Source organism: Streptomyces sp. NPDC037288, assembly GCF_055603265.1.
Genome location: NZ_JBVJVY010000032.1, coordinates 81,843 through 100,761 on the forward strand (window position 1 = coordinate 81,843; position 18,919 = coordinate 100,761).

Consider the following 18,919-nt stretch of genomic DNA (forward strand, 5'->3'; position numbering starts at 1 on the left):
CGCACGCCGCTCATCCTAGCGCGACCGCCCCCCCCCTCTCCCCCTCCCCCCCCCCCCCCCTTCCCCCCCCCTCCCCCCCCCCCCCCCCCCCCCCCCCCCGGTCCGCCCGGCCGCGGTCCGCCCGGCCGCGGTCCGCCCGGCCGCGATCCGCGCGGCCGTACGACCGCCGGGGTCAGTGACCGAAGTCGAACCAGTTCACGTTCACGAAGTCGGCCGGCTGGCCGCTCGTGAAGGTGAGATAGACGTCGTGGGTGCCGGTGACCGCGCTGATGTTGGCCGGTACCGTCTTCCACGTCTGCCAGCCCCCGGTGCCGCCCACCGCGAAGCTTCCGACGGGTGCGTTGCTCCGGCTGTCCAGCCGCACCTCCACCAGCCCGCTCACCCCGGGCGCGGCCCCGCTCGCCACGCGCGCGTAGAACTGGGTGGCCGGTGTGGAGCCGAAGGTGACGCCCTTGTACAGCGCCCAGTCGCCGTCGGCGAGGTAGCCGATGTCCTGGCCGCCGCCGGTGTCCGTGGTGGTCTCGGTGCCGACGCCGGACTGGCTGTCGTAGGACTCGGCCTGGACGGGGCTGTAGGCGTCGCGGTTGCCGGACGGCGGGGGAGTGGTGCCGCCCCCGCTGCCCGAGGACTGCAGGACCTGCACATAGTCGACGGCCATCGGGTGACCGGGCTGCGTGGCGCTGGTCGGACCGCCGCCGAACGCCCCCGGGAAGCCGCCGCCCATCGCCACGTCCAGGATGACGAAGAAGCCGTGGTTCGTGGCGTTGGCCCAGGTCGTCGCGTCCATCTGGTTCGCCGTGACCGTCTGGTAGGTCACGCCGTCGACGGAGAAGCGGATCGCCTCCGGGCTCACCGAGCGGTCCCACTCCATCGTGTACGTGTGGAAGCCCGACTGGCAGGTGGAGTTCGGGCAGGGGGTCGAGTTGCCGAGGCCTGTGGTCTCGTTGCACGGGCCGCCGGGACTGGTGCCGCAGTGCAGGGTGGCCCACGTCTTGTTCAGGCCCTGGACGTTCTCCATGATGTCCAGCTCGCCGACGCTCGGCCAGTTCTGGTAGTTGCCGCGGTAGGGCGCGCCAAGCATCCAGAAGGCGGGCCAGTAGCCCGCGGCCGCGTCGCCGGTGACGTCGGGCATCTGGATCCGGGCCTCCACGCGCAGCTTTCCGCCGGCCGGGGGCTGGAAGTCGGTACGGGCGGTCTCGATCCGCCCGGAGGTCCAGTTGCCGGAGGCGTCCCGGCGCGGCGTGATCAGCAGGTCGCCCTTGCCGTCCAGCGCCACGTTGTTCGTGCTGGAGGTCATCGACTCGACTTCGCCGGTGCCCCAGTTCGCGGCGCCTCCCGGGTAGGAAGTGCCGGTGTCGTACTGCCATTCGGCGGTGTTCACACCGGAGCCGGCCGCGCCGTTGAAGTCGTCCAGGAAGACCTGGCTCCAGCCCGAGGGAGGCGCGGGGGCGGTGGCGTTCGCGGGTGCGGTGGCCGCCGTCGCGACGGCCGCGGCCAGGCCGAACGTGGCGACGACGGCGACGAGCGTGCGCCGCAGGGGGTGCCGTAGGGGGCGCCGCATGGGGCGGTGTCTGGGTGTGCCGGAGGGATCGCTCATGGGGAGGCCTCTCGGGTACGGGGTGTGCGGGAGTCCTCGACGGGCACCCTCGAAGGGTTCTGAGAGCGCTCTCAAGGTGCCGCCAATGTGCTCCCCGGCCCTCCGGTCGTCAAGACTTGAAACAAGGAAAGTCCCGTCGCGGTACAGGAGTTCACCGGGTGAAGCCTTCCGTACCGGCTCAGACCGCGCTGCGGGGTGGCGAGCGCGGGGTGGCGAGCGCGGGGGTGGCCGCCGGCCCAAGGTCCGTGTCCGGCCGCCTCCGCGACGGACGGCGGCGCGACACCGGCGGTGGCGGCGGCGCCCCGCAGTGCGGTGGGGGCGCAGGAGGGTCCGGGTCAGAGGGCACGCAGGGGTCGGCTCCGGCGGTGGTTCCCGGCCGGGGCCGGGCGGGACGGCCGTACGGCACTGCCGGCATCGGCCTGCCGGGCGGCCGGGGGAGCCGTCCGCAGCCGGACCCGAGGCGCGCACAGCTCCGTACCGCGCGGTGCCCACGGCTCGTCCACCGCCGTCACCACCCGCAGCGTCAGCCAGGCCTCGCCGCCGTCCCGCGGCAGCCGGAACGGCGGGAGTACGGCCGCCGTCTCACCCGGCCTCAGATCGGGCAGGCCGGCGGAAGCGGTCAGGATCCGGCCGTCGGCCCGCACCAGCTCCCAGGTCGCCGCCAGTCGGCCGAGACCCCGGCCGTAATCGTCGTTGAAGAGGACGATCCCCTCGTGCCGGTGGCACCGGATGCGGACCGGAGCCCGGCACCCCTGGTGCTCGTACGGCCCGGTGCCGCTGTGCCCGGCCGGTCTGCCTTCGCTCACGCGGTGCAGGATTCCGTGCTCCGGGGACCGGTGGATGAAGCCGCCCCGAAGAGCCGGGGTCGACTCGCTGGCCGTGCAGTGGTCCGCGGGCGTGGCCCTACGATGACGGCATGCTGCGTTTCCATCGCTACCCGACGAGCGAGCAGGCGAGCGTCATGCTCGAACCCTGCGCGCACGACCGGTACGTGCGCCATCTCGCGGTCGAGCGGCATGCGCTCGGGAGCCCCTCCTGGACGCGCCGGTGACGGACGCGCCGGTGACGGACGCACGGGTGGCGGACGCACGGGTGGCGGACGCATCGGTGGGCCGGCACACCCGGTCCGCGCTCCGGGCCGCGGGCGTCGAGGTGGTCGTGGCGGGAGTTCCGGGAAGGGTGCAGACGTGAAGCTGACGATTCTGGGCGGCGGCGGATTCCGTGTGCCGCTCGTCTACGGTGCCCTGCTGACCGACCGCGCCGAAGGGCGGGTCACCGAGGTCGTCCTGCACGACCTGGACGACCGTCGACTGTATGCAGTAACCCGTGTACTGGATGCGCAAGCCGCCGGCCACCCCGACGCACCCGGGGTGACCGCCACCACCGACCTCGACCAGGCGCTCGCCGGCGCCGACTTCGTCTTCTCCGCGATCCGCGTCGGCGGCCTGGCGGGCCGCGCCGACGACGAGCGGGTGGCGCTCGCCGAGGGCGTGCTCGGCCAGGAGACCGTCGGTGCGGGCGGCATCGCCTACGGCCTGCGCACCGTCCCCGTCGCCGTCGACATCGCCCGGCGCGTGGCCCGCCTCGCCCCGAACGCCTGGGTCATCAACTTCACCAACCCCGCCGGCCTGGTCACCGAGGCGATGTCGCGGCACCTCGGCGACCGCGTCATCGGCATCTGCGACTCCCCCGTCGGCCTCGGCCGCCGTATCGCCCGCGTCCTCGGCGCCGACCCGGCGGAGGCCTTCGTCGACTACGTCGGCCTCAACCACCTCGGCTGGGTACGCGGCCTGCACGTCGCCGGACGCGACGAACTCCCGCGCCTGCTCGCCGACCCCGCCCTGCTCGGCTCCTTCGAGGAGGGAAGGCTGTTCGGGGTCGACTGGCTGCAGTCGCTCGGTGCGATCCCCAACGAGTACCTGCACTACTACTACTTCAACAGGGAAGCCGTACGCGCCTATCAGGAGGCCGAGCAGACCCGGGGCGCCTTCCTGCGCGACCAGCAGGCCCGTTTCTACGCGGAGGCCCTGCGCACGGACCGGTCCGCCCTGGACGTGTGGAACCGCACCCGTGCCGAACGCGAGGCCACCTACATGGCCGAGAACCGGGAGAGCGCCGGCGCGGGGGAGCGCGAGGCCGAGGACCTGTCCGGCGGCTACGAGAAGGTGGCGCTGGCGTTGATGCGGGCCATCGCCCGGGACGAGCGGACCACGCTGATCCTGAACGTGCGCAACCGGAGCACTCTCTCGGTGCTCGACGCCGATTCCGTCGTCGAGGTCCCCTGCCTGGTCGACGCGGGCGGCGCCCATCCGGCCGCCGTCACCCCGCTGTCCGGTCACGCCACCGGGCTGGTGTGCTCCGTCAAAGCCGTCGAGCGCGAGGTGCTCGCCGCCGCCGAGTCCGGATCCCGGCAGACGGCCGTGAAGGCCTTCGCGCTGCACCCGCTGGTCGACTCGGTCAACGTGGCCCGCAGGCTGGTCGAGGCGTACACCGAGGTCCATCCTGGCCTGGCGTACCTGAAGTAAGCGTTCCCCCCAGCGTCTTCTGCTTTCCCCAGCGTCCTTGGGAGACCGCCATGCACGACGAACGCCGCCGGATCGAGCAGCGCGTCGCACGCCTCCACGACCAGCGCATCAGGCCCGTGATCTACACCGCCGCCGTCCCCCTGGAGGTGGAGGCCTGGCAGGCCCCCGGGGAACCGGTTCCCTTCGAGGAGGCCGCGGCCGCCCCGTACACGCCCTTCGCCATGGGCACCCCGTGGGGACCGCCCTGGGGGACGACCTGGTTCCGGATGCGCGGCCGGGTGCCCGCCGAGTGGGCCGGCGAGCGGGTGGAGTCGGTCATCGACCTCGGCTTCGTCGGCGACTGGCCCGGCAACCAGGCCGAGGCGCTCGTCCACCGCGCCGACGGCATCCCGCTGAAGGCGGTCAACCCGCTCAACCAGTACGTGCCGGTCGCCCGCCCGGCGGCGGGCGGGGAGACGGTCGAGTACCTGGTGGAGGCGGCCTCCAACCCGGACGTCCTCGCGAACGGGTTCGCCGGACCGACCCCGCTCGGCGATGTACGGACGGCAGGCGACCGTCCACTGTATACATTCCGCCGCGCCGATCTCGCCGTACTCGACGAGCAGGTCTGGCACCTCGACCTCGACCTCCAGGTGCTGCGCGAACTCATGGCGGAACTCGGCCCGGACGACCCGCGCCGGCACGAGATCACGCATGCCCTCGACCGGGCCATGGACCTGCTCGACCTGGACGACGTCTCCGGCTCGGCCCCCGCCGTGCGCGAGGCCCTGCGCCCGGTGCTCGCCAAGCCCGCCCACGCCAGTGCGCACCTCGTCTCCGGCGTCGGCCACGCGCACATCGACACGGCCTGGCTGTGGCCGATCCGCGAGACCCGGCGCAAGACGTCCCGGACGTTCTCCAACGTCACCGCGCTCGCCGACGAGTACGAGGAGTTGGTCTTCGCCTGCTCCCAGGCCCAGCAGTACGCGTGGGTGCGCGACCAGTACCCGCAGGTGTGGGAGCGGATCGAGGAAGCCGTGGCGAGGGGCCAGTGGGCGCCCGTCGGCGGTCTGTGGGTGGAGGCCGACGGCAACCTGCCCGGAGGTGAGGCCCTCGCCCGCCAGCTCGTGCACGGCAAGCGGTTCTTCATGGAACACTTCGGCATCGAGACCAAGGGCGTCTGGCTGCCGGACTCCTTCGGCTACACCGCGGCCTACCCGCAGCTGGCCCGGCTCGCCGGGAACGAGTGGTTCCTCACCCAGAAGATCTCCTGGAACCAGACCAACACCTTCCCCCACCACACCTTCTGGTGGGAGGGCATCGACGGCACCCGCATCTTCACCCACTTCCCGCCCATCGACACCTACAACGCCCGCTTCAGCGGCGAGGAACTGGCCCGGGCCGTCCGCAACTACGCCGAGAAGGGCGGCGGCACCCGCTCCCTCGCCCCCTTCGGCTGGGGTGACGGCGGAGGCGGCCCCACCCGCGAGATCATGGAACGCGCCCGCCGCCTGAAGAACCTGGAGGGCTCGGCGAAGGTCGAGATCGAGCACCCCGACGCGTTCTTCGCCAAGGCCCGCGCGGAGTACCCGGACGCCCCCGTCTGGGCGGGCGAGCTGTACCTGGAGCTGCACCGCGCCACCTACACCACCCAGGCCCGCACCAAGCAGGGCAACCGGCGCAGCGAACACCTGCTGCGCGAGACCGAGTTGTGGGCCACCGCGGCCGCCCTGCACGCGCCCGGCTACACCTACCCGTACGAGGAGCTGGACCGCCTGTGGAAGACGGTCCTGCTGCACCAGTTCCACGACATCCTGCCCGGCTCCTCCATCGCCTGGGTGCACCGCGAGGCCGAGGCCGTATACGCCCGGGTGGCCGAGGAGCTGCAGGTGATCACGGGCGAGGCGATCGCGGCGCTCGGCACCGGCGGGCCCCGCGTGTTCAACGCCGGCCCGCGCGAGCGTGCCGAGGTGGTCCGCACCCCCGGGGGCGCACCGGTGTATGTGAAGGTGCCCGCGAACGGCTCCGCGCCCCTCACTCCGGCCGAACCGCCGCATCCGGTCACGGCCGGCGGGCGCACCCTGGACAACGGGATCGTCCGTGTACAGGTGGCGGACGACGGAACACTGTCGTCTGTATACGATCTACGGGCGGGCCGCGAAGTCCTCGCCGGCCGGGGTAATCTGCTCCGCCTGCACACGGACCTGCCCAACTACTGGGACGCCTGGGACATCGACAAGCACTACAAGAACCGGTACACCGACCTGCTGGAGCCCGACTCGGTCACCGTGGTCGAGGACACCCCTCTGGTCGGCGCGATCCGTGTGGTCCGTTCCTTCGGCAAGGGATCCCGTATCACCCAGACCATCACCGTCCGGGCCGGCAGCGCCCGCATCGACATCGGGACGGACATCGACTGGCACGAGACGGAGAAGATCCTCAAGGCGGGCTTCCCCGTCGACCTGCGCGCCCCCCACTCCTCGGCCGAGATCCAGTTCGGTCACGTCCAGCGGCCCACCCACACCAACACCAGCTGGGAGGCGGCCCGTTTCGAGGTCTGCGGGCACCGCTGGGTGCACATCGCCGAACCCGGCTACGGCGTCGCCCTCATCAACGACTCCACCTACGGCCACGACGTCTCGCGTACCGTCCGCGAGGACGGGGGTACGACCACCACGGTCCGGCTCAGCCTGGTCCGTGCCCCGCGCGTGCCCGACCCCGAGGCCGACCGGGGCCGGCACCGCTTCACCTACGCCCTGCTGCCCGGCGCGGGCATCGAGGACGCGGTGGCCGAGGGCTACGCCCTCAACCTCCCGCTGCGGGTGGCGGATTCGGCGGGCGAGCCGGAACCGGTCGTCTCCGTCGAGGGCGAGGGGGTGACCGTGGAGGCGGTCAAGCTCGCCGACGACGGATCCGGCGACGTGGTGGTACGGCTGTACGAGTGCCGGGGCGGCCGGGCCGCCGGGGTCTTGCGGCCGGGGTTCCCGCTGGCCGGTGCCGAGGTCACCGATCTGCTGGAGCGACCGCTGGCCGGCGCGCAAGCGCGCCCCGACGGCTCGGTCCCGGTCGCGCTGCGGCCGTTCCAGATCCTGACCCTGCGGCTGCGGCGGGCCCGGGCGAGCCGGTCGTAGGCCGTGCGGTCCGGGTTCACGGACGCCGGACAGGCGGCATCGGATCGCGTTCCCGACGCACCGGGCCGGCCGGTCGCTCCCCGTGACCGCGACCGACCGGCCCGTCCCCCGTTCCCCCGAGGGCCCCCGGTTCCCCCCGAGGGCCCCGTTCCCCCGTGGACTCCCCCCGATTCCCCCGTTGCTCCCCCGTGGGTTTTCTGTTCCTGTCATGGAGAGCGGCAGGGCCGCGCCCTGATACACCCCTGCGGAAAAAAATGTCCCCCGGTCCTGAAGACCGGGGGACACCGAGGGTGCGCTCAGCCGGTGAACCCGGCCGTGATCGAGGTGAACTGCCAGGTGTTCTGGCTGATGCCGGAGCAGTTGCTCACCACTCCGCCGCCCGCGCAGGGCCGGTCACGGTTGACCGACCAGAAGGCGAGCCGCGCGATGTGACGGGAGTTCGCCCAGTCCCGGATCTGCGTCCAGACCGCCGGCGTGGTCGTCTCCTGCTGGTCCGACAGGCCGTTCATGCCCGAGATGCCGACGTGGGCGTAGGCGGTCGCGTCGTCCCAGCCGAAGGCCGACTTCAGCTTGTTCTTCAGGCCCTCCGCGGCGTTCACGGTGTTGCCGTACATGTCCGAACCGCCGCCGAAGTCGAACGGCATGACGGTGAACACGTCGATGTTCGCGCCGAGCGACTGCGCCTGCTCGATCAGCCGGTTGCCGTAGTACGTCGGCCCGGTGGTGGAGGTGCCGAAGGTGACGATGGTCTTCAGTCCGGGGTTGTCGGCCTTGACCGTCTTCAGCGCGGTGAGGATCTTCGCCTGCACGGCCTCGTTCTCGAACTCGTCGGTGTTCTCGATGTCCATGTCGACGGCCTTCAGACCGTAGGCGTCGATCACCTTCTGGATGGCGCCGGCGAGCGCGGCGGCGGAGGAGCAGTTGGCGCCGAGCTTGCTGCCCTGCCAGCCGCCGAAGGACGGGACGATGTCACCGCCGGCGGACCGGACGGCGTTGACCGCGCTCTGGTCGGCGCCGCCGGTGAGCGGCCGGCTGCCGTCCCAGGCCGGGGTGCAGCCGCCGGAGTCCAGCACGAACGCCATCGTGAACGACTTGATCCCGGTCGCGCCCATCACCGTCGTCGGGCTCGGCGGATCCCCCCAGCCCTCGTACAGATACGGCGCGGCCTGCTTGAACCCGGTGCCACCGCCGCTGCCCGCGTCGGTCTTCACCGTCACGGAGTTGGAGGCACCCGAGACGTTCCCGGCCGCGTCGTGCGCCTTCACCGTGAAGGTGTACGACGTGCTGGGCGACAGCCCGCCGACCGTGGCGGACGTGCCGGAGACGGTCAGCACCCGGTTCGGGCCGCTGGAGATGTCGTATCCCGTCACGCCGACGTTGTCCGTGGCGGCGTTCCACTTCAGCGACACGCTCGACGAGGTCGTGCCGGTGGAGGTGAGCCCGCTGGGCGCGGTCGGCGCCTGGGTGTCCCCGCCGCCTCCGCCGCCCGGCCCGTCCAGGCTGAAGTCGTCGGCCCAGTACGTGCCCTGGGCGTACCAGCCGTGGACGTAGAGGGTGGCGCTGGTCTGTGCGGCACCGGTGGTGAAGGAGACGCTCAGCCGGCTGTACGCCGACGGCGACGTCGTCCAGGTCGAGGCGCCGCCGTTCACGCCCAGGTACACATAACTGCCGCGTACCCAGCCGCTGAGGGTGTACGTCGTGTTCGGCTGGACCGCGACCGTCTGGCTGCACTGCGCGTTGTCGCTGTCGGTCACCGCGCCCTGCAACGCCTTCGCGCCGCTGTGCACGGGGGAGGAGACCGCCGAGCCGAGGTTGCCCGTGCAGGTCCAGGGGGCGAGGCCGGACTCGAAGCCTGGGTCGGCAAGGAGGTTGGCTGCCTGAGCGGTACCCGGAAGGGCGATGGCCCCGCCGACCGCGAGGGCGACGGCACCGAGCAGGGCGAGTAGCCGGCGTCTGGAACGTCCGAGTGGATTGCGCACGCGATCTCCCTGTGGGGATGGGTGTGGGGAGTGCACGGCTGTGCGGAGGTGCGCCAAAGAATTTGGTATGGACCAATCCGGCTGTCAAGGAGAACGACGGAACTGGTCCATACCGGCGGGGTGACCGGCTCGGGGGCGCCTAAAGCGGCAGGGCCTCCACCGCCGAACCCGCCTGCGCGGGCACCGCCGGCAGGGTGATCTCCGCTTCCCTCTGCCGGGGAAGTGAAGTGGGCGCAACAGGCCGGGGTCCCGAAACCACCGTGTAGTCCGGTCCCAGGAAGGGGGGCTCGATGACCCCGGGATCCTCGCCCAGCGCCAGTCGCACAGCAGCCCACGGTGCGTTCACCCCGCACAGGGACAGCTGATGCAGACCCCCGGAGGGCCGCGTGTTCACATCCAGCAGCACCGGCCGGTCGCCGAGCATGCGGAACTGGACGTTGGACAGGTGGTGCACCCCGAAGCCCTCCACGATCAGCCGGGCCGGCTCCAGCCACCGTTCGTCCAGGGTGAAGCCCCGCCGGCGGCCGTTCTTGGTGCGGCCCACCGCGAGGCGCAGCCGGTTGTCCGGTCCGGTCAGGCAGTCCACGGACACCTCGGGCCGCTCCAGGCGCGGCATCACCAGCCAGTCCACCGGCCCGTCGGCCCGCCGCAGGGCCTCGACCACCAGGTCGAGCTGGACATACGGGCTCGGGAACCCGGCGAGGTTCGCCAGCGACAACGGGGCGCGAGTGATCATCCGGAAGCCGACCCCGCCGGCACCGGCGGCCGGCTTGACGCACGGCTCGTGCCCGGCCGCCTCCAACTCCTCGACCGCTGCCAGGAGTTCGTCGGCCGTGCGCACCCGCCGCCACGGCGGCACCGGGACCCCCACCGAGCGGACCGCCTCGTACGCCGTCGCCTTGTCCTCGAACACGGCCAGCGCCTCGGGAGTCGGTGCCAGCAGCGCCGTACCCGCCGCCGCGAAATCCGCGCGGTGCGCCACGATCGCCGCCTGGTGCAGCCGGGGCACGAACACGTCGATGCCGCGCCGGACGCACTGGTCGAGGGCGTACTCGACGTACGCGGCCGGGGACAGGCCCTCCGGCTCCAGGTCGGCGGTGTCGGCGGCGGCCAGGACGGGGGAGTCGGGGTCCCCGTGCGTGGCATGGATCTCCACCGCGCGGTCGCTGGGATTTCTGCGCAGCTGATCCATGAAGAACACGTTCTCCGCGTACGTGCGGTTGAGCCAGACGCGTACGCGAGAGAGCATGCAGGCCGCCTTTCGGGGTTTTCGGGCACGGCTCAGCGGCCCGTGCCCGGGCAGGAGGGAGGAAGGGACACCAAACAACCCTGCGGAAAGGGGGGTTGGGGTGCTGGCGCCGGGGCGATCATACGGCTTTCAAGAGCCCCCGCGTGCAACGCGAGTATTACGGAATTGCGGCTTGCTCCGCTGTCCGGGAATGTGTTCTTGTGGTCCCGTCAGAGGATGATCGGAAGGGGTGCGGGGTGGAGCATGCGGCCGGGGCCGGACAGCTGCTGGCCATCAGCGACCTGCACATCACGTATCCGGAGAACCGCGCCCTGGTCGAGGACATGCGGCCCACGAGTGACGCGGACTGGCTGATCGTGGCCGGTGACATCGCCGAGACGGTCGCCGACATCCGCTGGACACTCGAGAAGCTGGCGGGCCGCTTCCGCAAGGTGCTGTGGGCGCCCGGCAACCACGAGCTGTGGACCCACCCGAGGGACCCCGTCACCCTGCGCGGCGTCGCCCGCTACGAGCACCTGGTCGAGGTGTGCCGGGAGCTGGGCGTCGTCACCCCCGAGGATCCGTACCCGGTGTGGCAGGGCCCCGGCGGTCCGGTCGCCGTCGCCCCGCTGTTCCTGCTGTACGACTACTCGTTCCTGCCGTCCGGCTGCGCCACCAAGGCCGAGGGCCTGGCCTACGCGCACGACACGGGCGTCGTCTGCAACGACGAGTACCTGCTGCATCCCGACCCCTATCCAACCCGTGACGACTGGTGCCGGGCACGGGTCGCCGAGACCGAGCGCAGGCTCGCCGCGCTCCCCGCGGACCTGCCGGTCGTACCGGTCAACCACTATCCGCTGCACCGGCATCCCACCGAGGTGCTGTGGTATCCCGAGTTCGCCATGTGGTGCGGCACCGAGCTGACGGCCGACTGGCACCGCCGCTTTCCCGTCGCCACGATGGTCTACGGCCATCTGCACATCCCGCGCACCACCTGGCACGACGGAGTCCGCTTCGAAGAGGTCTCCGTAGGCTATCCCCGCGAATGGCGCAAGCGTCCGGGACCGCCGGGAAAGCTGCGCCGCATCCTGCCGATGGAGGTTGAAACCGGTGATCGAGGAGCTGCTCCCGGAGTCGGTCGTGGCCGTGGAGGCACACGGTGACGACCCGCTGTGGGACGCGCCGCTCTACCCCGAGGAGGCCGTGCTCGTCGAACGCGCGGTGGACAAGCGCCGCCGCGAGTTCGCCGCCGTACGCGGTTGCGCCCGGCAGGCCATGGAGAAACTGGGCGTGCCGGCGCAGCCCGTTCTCAGCAGCGACCGGGGCGCGCCGCGCTGGCCGGCCGGCCTGCTCGGCAGCATGACCCACTGCGAGGGCTACGGCGCCGCCGCCCTGGCCCGCACGGGCGACCTGGTCTCCCTCGGCATCGACGCCGAACCGCACGGTCCGCTCCCGGACGGCGTCGGCCCCGCCGTCTTCCTGCCCGCGGAGGCCGAGCGGCTGACCCGGCTCGCCGGGCGGCGGCCCGCCGTGCACTGGGACCGGATCCTGTTCAGCGCCAAGGAGTCCGTCTACAAGGCGTGGTTCCCGCTCACCCGTATGTGGCTGGACTTCTCCGAGGCCGACATCACCCTCCACCCGGGCCCCGGTGACGCGTCGCACGGCACCCTGCGCGCCGAACTCCTCGTCCCCGGGCCCCGGGTCGGCGAACGCCGGCTTCAGGTCTTCGACGGCCGGTGGGTCGTACGCGACGGACTGGTCGCCACCGCCGTCATCGTCCCGCACCCCTGAAGCCCCGGCCGGGGCGGGGGTGAGTGCCGGGCCCGGCCACAGGTCCGCTCAGGCCGACGGGCACCAGTCGCGCAGCAGACGGAAGAACTCCTCCTCGTTGCCCGCGAGACCCGCGCGCGCCAGGGCCCGTTCCGCCTCGGCCAGCACGGCGGGCGGTACCACGGCGGGCCGGCCCCCGTCCGGCGGCCCGTCGAAGGCGGCGCGCACCGTGTGCAGCAGCCGGAGGTAGGCCTGTACGGCGGTGCGCTCACGGTCGGTCAGTACGGCGGTGGGCATCGGTCGGCTCTCCCCGAGTAGGCGTCACGGTCAGGCGCCCTGCGGCGCCGCGCGCCGCGCAGTACGGCGCACCCCTCCAGCTTGCCGTCCACCACTGACAACGCCGTTCGGCTCCGCGCCGGTTCGCCCGCTCAGCGGAGGCGAAGGAATGAACCACGCCGAAGACGACGTGCGGCGGCGCACGCCCCGGGAGCCGCCGCCGCGCACGCCCCGGGTCAGCCCTGTGCCCCCGAGTGGTACCCCAGGGATGCCTCGATGCGCCCGACCACGTCGTCCCGCTGCACCGGACCACGCGCCGAACCGGCCAGCCAGGTACGGCACTTGCTGGCCAGCAGCAGACCGAAGGTCTCGGCGTCCCGCTCCTCGGCGAGGTCGAAGCGGGTCCGCGCCGCGACCCGCTGCACCGTGGCCTGGAGCGCGTCCTGGTCGGTGTCGTCGTACAGCAGTCGCGTGGCGACCCCGATGCCGTCGACGTGGTGTCCGCGGTGGTCGGCCTGCATGTGCCACAGCTCGTGGCCGAGGATCACCAACTGGTGGTCGGGTGCGGTGCGTTCCTCCACGACGACGAGGTCGCGGTCGGTCAGGTCCAGCCACAGCCCGCTCGCCGTGCCCGGCGGGAAGGCGGCGGCCCGGAAGTGGACCGGCCGGCCGCGGCGGCGGCTCATCGCCTCGCACAGCGCGTGGTACAGCTCCCCCGGCGGTGCCGGCACGGGCAGCCTCAGCCCGCTTGCCAGCTCGTTGCACAGCCGGCGCATGTCCCTGCCGATGCCCACAGTCCTCCCCCGGCTCACGACTCGGGCCGTTTGACGCTCTCCAGGAGCATGTCGAGCCACTCCGCGACCTTGTCCCGGTGCTGGTCGGTGGGCAACTGCGCGGCGCGCCAGGCTATGCCGCGCACCCCGTGGTCCTGCAGCAGCCGCTCCAGCGGATCCTGGTCGGCCCCCGCGGCGGCCCGCTCCCGGTCGGCGAGCTTCTGCAGCAGCTCCTGCTCGGTGCGCTGCAGCGCACCGGCCAGCGCCTCGGGGTCCTCCGCGGTGAGGAAGCCGGCGTGCACCCGGAAGAAGCGCTGCAGCGCGTCGCAGTGCTCCATGGTCGGCCGCCGGTCGCCGTTGATGAGGGCGCCGGCCTGCTGCCGGGACATGCCCGCGCCGTCGGCGATCTCCTGCTGGGTGTACTTGCGGCCGTTCGGCTTCAGCCGCGTACGCCGCAGCAGGCCCAGGCGCTGCAGAAAGCGGGCCTGGACGTCCGGTTCCCCGGCCGGCCGGCCGCTGAGCAGGGCCTTGACCACCGCCTCCGGCACACCGCAGGCCACGGAGAGCCGCCCGACGTCGAAGACCTCGGCCTGCGGCACGCCGAGCCGGTCGGCGAGTGCGGTGACGCGGGCGACGACGGCCGGCAGCTGGGCGGTCGCCGTGGCGCCCGGATCCTCGTAGCCATCCGTCACCGACAGAACTCCTACGTCTCTCGAGGGCTTCAGATGTGTCCGTGCTTCTCACGAGCGATCGCCGTGAACTTCCCGGAGAGTAGCGGGTGCCTCGAACTCACATCCAGGTGTCGCCACAACTGTGGCGAATTTCAGCCGTCAACGGGCGCGGAATGCCACGATAGTTGACACGGTCTTGCCGGGGGCCGCAGGATCGCAGGGCCGCGTGAAGGCGGCAGAGGCAAGAGGGGTGACCTCCCGATGGCACATCAGGCAGGAGGGCGGCGGCCGGCACCGCGGCCCGTCCCCGAGACCTGCGAGACCCAGGCGTATCTCCAGGACTACGCCCTACTGCTGGAAGCCCTCGCCTGCCCGTCCCTGGTCGTCGACCACCGCTGGGACGTGGTCATGGCCAACGGCGCGTTCGAGACACTTTTCCGCGGGGTGCGCCGGCACGCGACAGCCATGCCCGGGGACAACTTCCTGCGGTTCGTCCTGTTCCACCCGGACGCGGGCGACGTCCTCGGCGAGCACGAGCAGGGCTGGTGCCTGCCGATGCTGGCCCATCTCAGGTCGGCCCTGGAGACGTACGGTCACGACCACGAACTCCAGGCGATCCGCCGGGACATCACCCAGGACCCGCTCATGGAGGCCGCCTACCGGCAGGGCCTGCCGCACTGGATCCGGGCCGTGGGGGAGACGGCGACCCGGCTCGACGGGGCCGTGCGGCTGCTGGTCCATCCCGACCCGCGCCGCGGCCCCACCGAGTGCCGCATCGTCGAGGAGACGCCGGAGGTCCTGCGCGACCTCGGCTACCGGCGGCTTTCGCTGGTCCTTCGCGAGAACCGCCGGCCCGCCGCACCCAAACGCCGTCCGCACCGGTCGCACCGGTCGCGCGGCCCGGCGGGGCACCTCACGGTCGTCCGCACCCCCGAGGACTGACCCGGCACCGCCGGCGTTCAGGTCGCCGGCGGCGCCGGGCCGGAAGAGGAGCGCGCCCCGTAAAGGGGGCGGGCACGAGGCGGTGCGGCGGGTACGACGGCCCGCTCGGGAACCGCGCGGCCGGCCCGATGCTGCCCGCAGCCGCTGAAACCACAAGCCCGCAACCGCTGAAACCCACCGGGTGCCCCCAGCCACCGGGTGCCCCCAACCACCGGGCGCCGGCGCCCTGCGCCCTCACGCAAGCCACGGGGCGCGGGCCGTCCGCCTTCCGGGGTGGCGGCCCGTCCCCCTGCCGCCCCTTCCCGGCGCCCGGCCCACCCCGGCCGGCACCGTCAGGGCACCGCGCAGGCGGTCCGCTGACCGAAGCGCTCCGGCCCCGGCTCACCGAACCGGTCGGCGTCCGGGCACTGTTCGCGAGGACGCCGAGGCCCTCGTCCGGAAGGCTCCGCCGCCCGGCGGCCTTCCCGCCTCCAGGCCCGTGCCCGGGCGCCCTGTGCGCGGCTTGGACGCGCGCGGTGGTGCTGTGCCGCCTGCCGGCCGGCACCGAGGGTGTCCACCGGTACGACGAAGCCCCCGGCGCGGTCGTCGAGGGCGCGCGCTCCGAGGCCGTCGCCCGGCCCTCCTCGCCGGCCCCCAACTCGCCATGACCCGGTACGCGCAGGGCGAACGCGACCCGCTGGAGCCGTCCCGCGCCCTCGCTCGGCAGGTCACTCAGCTGCCCGAAGTCATCGGCGCAGCCCGAGTGTTGGCCTCGACGGCCGGTGCCTCATGTGTTCCCCTGGCGCGCACCTCACGGACCGCCGAGTTTCACACAGGCGCCACCAGACCCTTCCCTGACGTTTGCTGCTCTTGGAACACTCGCTCCGCGCAGATTCCGTCATTCGCACGGCATCGCGGCGGCATCACGTACGTCAGGACGAGAGGACCCTCACACCCATGGCCGAAGTCAACCGGCGCCGCTTCCTCCAACTCGCGGGCGCCACCACCGGGTTCACGGCGCTGTCCAGCAGTATCCAGCGCGCCGCGGCCCTGCCCGCGCACCATCGCACCGGGACGGTCCAGGACGTCGAGCACATCGTCGTCCTCATGCAGGAGAACCGATCCTTCGACCACTACTTCGGCACGCTCCGCGGCGTCCGCGGCTTCGGTGACCCTCGTTCCGTCACGCAGAACGGCCGGTCGGTCTGGAAGCAGTCCGACGGCACGAAGGACATCCTGCCCTTCCACCCGGACGCCGACGACCTGGGCCTGGCCTTCATCCAGGACCTGCCGCACGGCTGGCAGGACACGCATGCCGCCTTCAACGGGGGCAAGTACGACAAGTGGGTGCCGGCCAAGGGCACCACGACCATGGCGTATCTGACCCGCAAGGACATCCCGTTCCACTACGCGCTCGCCGACGCCTTCACCCTCTGCGACGCCTACCACTGCTCGTTCATGGGCTCGACCGACCCGAACCGGTACTACATGTGGACCGGTTACGTCGGCAACGACGGCAAGGGCGGCGGCCCGGTCCTCGGCAACGACGAGAAGGGCTACGGCTGGACGACGTACCCCGAGCGCCTGGAGCAGGCCGGAGTCTCCTGGAAGATCTACCAGGACGTCGGCGACGGCCTGGACGCCGCCGGCGGCTGGGGCTGGATCGACGACGCCTACCGCGGCAACTACGGCGACAACTCGCTGCTCTACTTCAACCAGTACCGCGACGCCAAGCCCGGCGACCCGCTGTACGACAAGGCCCGCACCGGCACCGACGCCAAGAAGGGCGAGGGCTTCTTCGACCAGCTGAAGGCCGACGTCAAGGCCGGCAAGCTGCCGCAGGTGTCCTGGGTCGTCGCCCCGGAGGCCTTCACCGAGCATCCCAACTGGCCCGCCAACTACGGTGCCTGGTACATCGCGCAGGTCCTGGACGCGCTCACCGCCGACCCCGAGGTGTGGGGCAGGACGGCGCTGTTCATCACCTACGACGAGAACGACGGCTTCTTCGACCACGTCGTCCCGCCCTTCCCGCCGGCCTCCGGCGCGCAGGGCAAGTCGACCGTCGACCCCTCGCTCGACCTGTACCAGGGCGACGCGAGCCATGTCGCGGGCCCCTACGGGCTCGGCCAGCGGGTCCCGATGCTGGTGGTCTCGCCGTGGAGCAAGGGCGGTTACGTCTGCTCGGAGACCTTCGACCACACCTCGATCATCCGGTTCATCGAGCGCCGCTTCGGCGTGCACGAGCCGAACGTCTCGCCCTGGCGCCGCGCCGTCACCGGCGACCTGACCAGTGCCTTCGACTTCTCCCGCAAGGACACCAAGCCGGTGGCGCTGCCGTCCACGGCCGCCTATGAGCCGCCGGACCGGGACCGTCACCCGGACTACGTGCCCAAGCCGCCCGCCCACCCGTCGCTGCCCGGGCAGGAGCGTGGCAGCCGGCCCACCCGCCCGCTGAAGTACGCCCCGGTGGTGGACGGTTCCGCGGACACGGCGGCCGGCACCTTCACCCTCACGTTCGCCTCGGGGGCGCACGCGGGCGCCGCCTTCCTCGTGACCTCCGGGAACCGCGCCGACGGCCCCTGGACCTACACCACCCAGGCCGGCACGTCCCTGTCCGACACCTGGAACTCGGCCTACTCCGGCGGCGTCCACGACCTCGCCGTGCACGGCCCCAACGGCTTCCTGCGCGTCTTCAAGGGCAGGGGCAGGGCCGCGGGACCGGAGGCGACCGCCCGGCACGTGGGCGACCACCTGGAACTCACCTTCACCAACAAGGGTTACGGCACGGTGAAGCTGAAGCTCGTCAGCGGTTACGGCGGCAGCCCGGCCACCGTGACCATACGGCCCGGCGCGACCGTCAGGCACACCGTCGACCTCACGGCGAGCAAGCGCTGGTACGACGTGACGGTCACCTGCGACGCCGACCCGGCCTTCCTGCGCGGCTTCGCCGGCCATGTCGAGAACGGGCGACCCGGCGTCAGCGACCCGGCGATCGCCGCGGAGTGAACGGGCGATGAACACCGCTCCGTGCGGACTGGTCAGGTACCGGTCACATCAGGGTAGTGTGCCCCGGTGACCACGCAATCGAACACTCCTGCAGGCTGGTACCCGGATCCGCACGGAGCGCCGCAGACGCTCCGCTACTGGGACGGCGCGCAGTGGACCCAGCACACCAACCCGGCGCAGGCGCCCGCCGGTCAGGTCCCGCACCAGCAGGCCGCTTCGCAGCAGCAGGCGCCTCCCCAGCAGTACGGCGCCCCGCAGGCGCAGGCCGCCGACCCCAAGGTGCAGCGCCAGGTGCAGCAGCAGGCGGGGGTCGCGGCCGGCGGCCCCGGCGGCGGCACCCTCTTCACCGAGCCCGTCCTGGTGGTGAACCAGAAGGCCAAGCTGATCGAGGTGACCAACGAGTACAAGGTCATGGATCAGCACGGCCGCGACATCGGCTCGGTCACCGAGGTCGGCCAGGGCGTGCTGAGGAAGATCTTCCGTTTCATCTCCAGCTGGGACCAGTTCCTGACCCACAAGCTGGAGATCCGGGACGCCTACGGCCAGCCGCAGCTGCTGCTGACCCGGCCGGCGAAGATCTTCAAGTCCCGGGTCGTCGTGACGCGCCCGGACGGCTCGCCGGTCGGTGAGATCGTCCAGCAGAACATGATCGGGAAGATCAACTTCGCGATGAACGCGAACGGCCAGCAGGTCGGCGCGATCAAGGCGGAGAACTGGCGGGCGTGGAACTTCGCCATCGTCGACCACGCGGACAACGAGGTGGCCCGGATCACCAAGACGTGGGAAGGCCTCGCCAAGACGCTCTTCACGAGCGCGGACAACTACGTCCTGCAGATCCACTACCAGCTGCCCGAGCCGCTGCTCAGCCTCGTGGTGGCGACGGCCCTGACCGTCGACACCGCGCTGAAGCAGGACTCGCGGGGCTGGAACTGAGCGGGCCCCGACGGGGAGAGCGGAACACGGGGAGTACGGCGACGGGGGGGGGGGGGGGGGGGGGGGGGGGGGGGCGGGGGGAGGCGGGTGGTTTTGTCGCGGGGGGGGGGAGAGGGGGGGGGGGGGGGGT

17 protein-coding genes are annotated in these 18,919 nt (G+C 72.1%); 10 read left to right on the forward strand and 7 right to left on the reverse strand.

The window, feature by feature from the left end; translation table 11 throughout:
• Positions 1–172: 172 nt before the first annotated feature.
• Positions 173–1,597, reverse strand: a complete 1,425-nt coding sequence (locus ACZ7GZ_RS29905; protein WP_471028918.1) for a glycoside hydrolase family 16 protein — start codon at positions 1,595–1,597, stop codon at positions 173–175.
• Positions 1,598–1,932: 335 nt separating this feature from the next.
• Positions 1,933–2,403 (reverse strand): DUF4981 domain-containing protein, encoded by a 471-nt coding sequence (locus tag ACZ7GZ_RS29910; protein WP_471028919.1) that lies wholly within the window; start codon positions 2,401–2,403, stop codon positions 1,933–1,935.
• A gap of 110 nt (positions 2,404–2,513) precedes the next feature.
• Here ACZ7GZ_RS29910 and ACZ7GZ_RS29915 point away from each other — a divergent pair, with 110 nt between their 5' ends.
• Genes ACZ7GZ_RS29915 through ACZ7GZ_RS29930 form a run of 4 tightly spaced genes read left to right on the forward strand, consistent with a single transcriptional unit; the run spans position 2,514 to position 7,232 of the window.
• Positions 2,514–2,648: a hypothetical protein gene (locus tag ACZ7GZ_RS29915; RefSeq protein WP_471028921.1), complete on the forward strand. Its 135-nt coding sequence runs from the start codon at positions 2,514–2,516 to the stop codon at positions 2,646–2,648.
• A gap of 11 nt (positions 2,649–2,659) precedes the next feature.
• Positions 2,660–2,788 (forward strand): hypothetical protein, encoded by a 129-nt coding sequence (locus tag ACZ7GZ_RS29920; RefSeq protein ID WP_471028922.1) that lies wholly within the window; start codon positions 2,660–2,662, stop codon positions 2,786–2,788.
• Positions 2,785–4,122, forward strand: coding sequence for a 6-phospho-beta-glucosidase (locus ACZ7GZ_RS29925; protein ID WP_471028924.1), 1,338 nt, complete (start codon positions 2,785–2,787; stop codon positions 4,120–4,122). Before ACZ7GZ_RS29920 ends, ACZ7GZ_RS29925 begins: the two co-directional genes overlap by 4 nt.
• 50 nt (positions 4,123–4,172) lie before the next feature.
• On the forward strand, positions 4,173–7,232 hold the full coding sequence (locus ACZ7GZ_RS29930; protein ID WP_471028926.1) for a glycoside hydrolase family 38 N-terminal domain-containing protein: 3,060 nt from the start codon (positions 4,173–4,175) through the stop codon (positions 7,230–7,232).
• Between the two features lie 296 nt (positions 7,233–7,528).
• On the opposite strand, the gene ACZ7GZ_RS29935 is transcribed toward ACZ7GZ_RS29930, so the two are convergent.
• Positions 7,529–9,211: a carbohydrate binding domain-containing protein gene (locus ACZ7GZ_RS29935; protein ID WP_471028927.1), complete on the reverse strand. Its 1,683-nt coding sequence runs from the start codon at positions 9,209–9,211 to the stop codon at positions 7,529–7,531.
• A gap of 139 nt (positions 9,212–9,350) precedes the next feature.
• A complete protein-coding gene (locus ACZ7GZ_RS29940; RefSeq protein WP_471028929.1) occupies positions 9,351–10,460 on the reverse strand; it encodes an ATP-grasp domain-containing protein in 1,110 nt (369 codons plus the stop codon).
• Between the two features lie 236 nt (positions 10,461–10,696).
• Between ACZ7GZ_RS29940 and ACZ7GZ_RS29945 the strand changes: the two genes are divergently transcribed.
• Positions 10,697–11,602 carry a metallophosphoesterase family protein gene (locus ACZ7GZ_RS29945; protein WP_471028932.1) on the forward strand — a complete coding sequence of 302 codons (906 nt, stop codon included), beginning with the start codon at positions 10,697–10,699 and terminating at the stop codon, positions 11,600–11,602.
• Positions 11,550–12,230, forward strand: coding sequence for a 4'-phosphopantetheinyl transferase family protein (locus ACZ7GZ_RS29950; RefSeq protein WP_471028934.1), 681 nt, complete (start codon positions 11,550–11,552; stop codon positions 12,228–12,230). Before ACZ7GZ_RS29945 ends, ACZ7GZ_RS29950 begins: the two co-directional genes overlap by 53 nt.
• Before the next feature lie 48 nt (positions 12,231–12,278).
• Here the strand turns inward: ACZ7GZ_RS29950 and ACZ7GZ_RS29955 are convergent, their stop codons facing one another.
• The 3 genes from ACZ7GZ_RS29955 to ACZ7GZ_RS29965 all read right to left on the reverse strand — a co-directional run bounded on the left by ACZ7GZ_RS29955 (position 12,279) and on the right by ACZ7GZ_RS29965 (position 13,950).
• Positions 12,279–12,506: a hypothetical protein gene (locus ACZ7GZ_RS29955; RefSeq protein WP_471028937.1), complete on the reverse strand. Its 228-nt coding sequence runs from the start codon at positions 12,504–12,506 to the stop codon at positions 12,279–12,281.
• A gap of 215 nt (positions 12,507–12,721) precedes the next feature.
• Positions 12,722–13,279: a toxin-antitoxin system, toxin component gene (locus ACZ7GZ_RS29960; RefSeq protein ID WP_471028940.1), complete on the reverse strand. Its 558-nt coding sequence runs from the start codon at positions 13,277–13,279 to the stop codon at positions 12,722–12,724.
• A gap of 14 nt (positions 13,280–13,293) precedes the next feature.
• The gene (locus ACZ7GZ_RS29965) at positions 13,294–13,950 is read right to left on the reverse strand and encodes a helix-turn-helix domain-containing protein (RefSeq protein WP_471028941.1); all 657 of its coding nucleotides are present in this window, start codon (positions 13,948–13,950) and stop codon (positions 13,294–13,296) included.
• A 240-nt stretch (positions 13,951–14,190) separates the two neighbouring features.
• Here ACZ7GZ_RS29965 and ACZ7GZ_RS29970 point away from each other — a divergent pair, with 240 nt between their 5' ends.
• From ACZ7GZ_RS29970 to ACZ7GZ_RS29985, 4 genes are all read left to right on the forward strand, one after another.
• Positions 14,191–14,871: an MmyB family transcriptional regulator gene (locus ACZ7GZ_RS29970; protein WP_471028942.1), complete on the forward strand. Its 681-nt coding sequence runs from the start codon at positions 14,191–14,193 to the stop codon at positions 14,869–14,871.
• A 515-nt stretch (positions 14,872–15,386) separates the two neighbouring features.
• Positions 15,387–15,518, forward strand: a complete 132-nt coding sequence (locus ACZ7GZ_RS29975; RefSeq protein ID WP_471028943.1) for a hypothetical protein — start codon at positions 15,387–15,389, stop codon at positions 15,516–15,518.
• 289 nt (positions 15,519–15,807) lie between these two features.
• Positions 15,808–17,856, forward strand: a complete 2,049-nt coding sequence (locus ACZ7GZ_RS29980; protein WP_471028944.1) for a phosphocholine-specific phospholipase C — start codon at positions 15,808–15,810, stop codon at positions 17,854–17,856.
• Between the two features lie 66 nt (positions 17,857–17,922).
• Positions 17,923–18,789: an LURP-one-related family protein gene (locus ACZ7GZ_RS29985; protein WP_471028946.1), complete on the forward strand. Its 867-nt coding sequence runs from the start codon at positions 17,923–17,925 to the stop codon at positions 18,787–18,789.
• Positions 18,790–18,919: the final 130 nt, after the last annotated feature.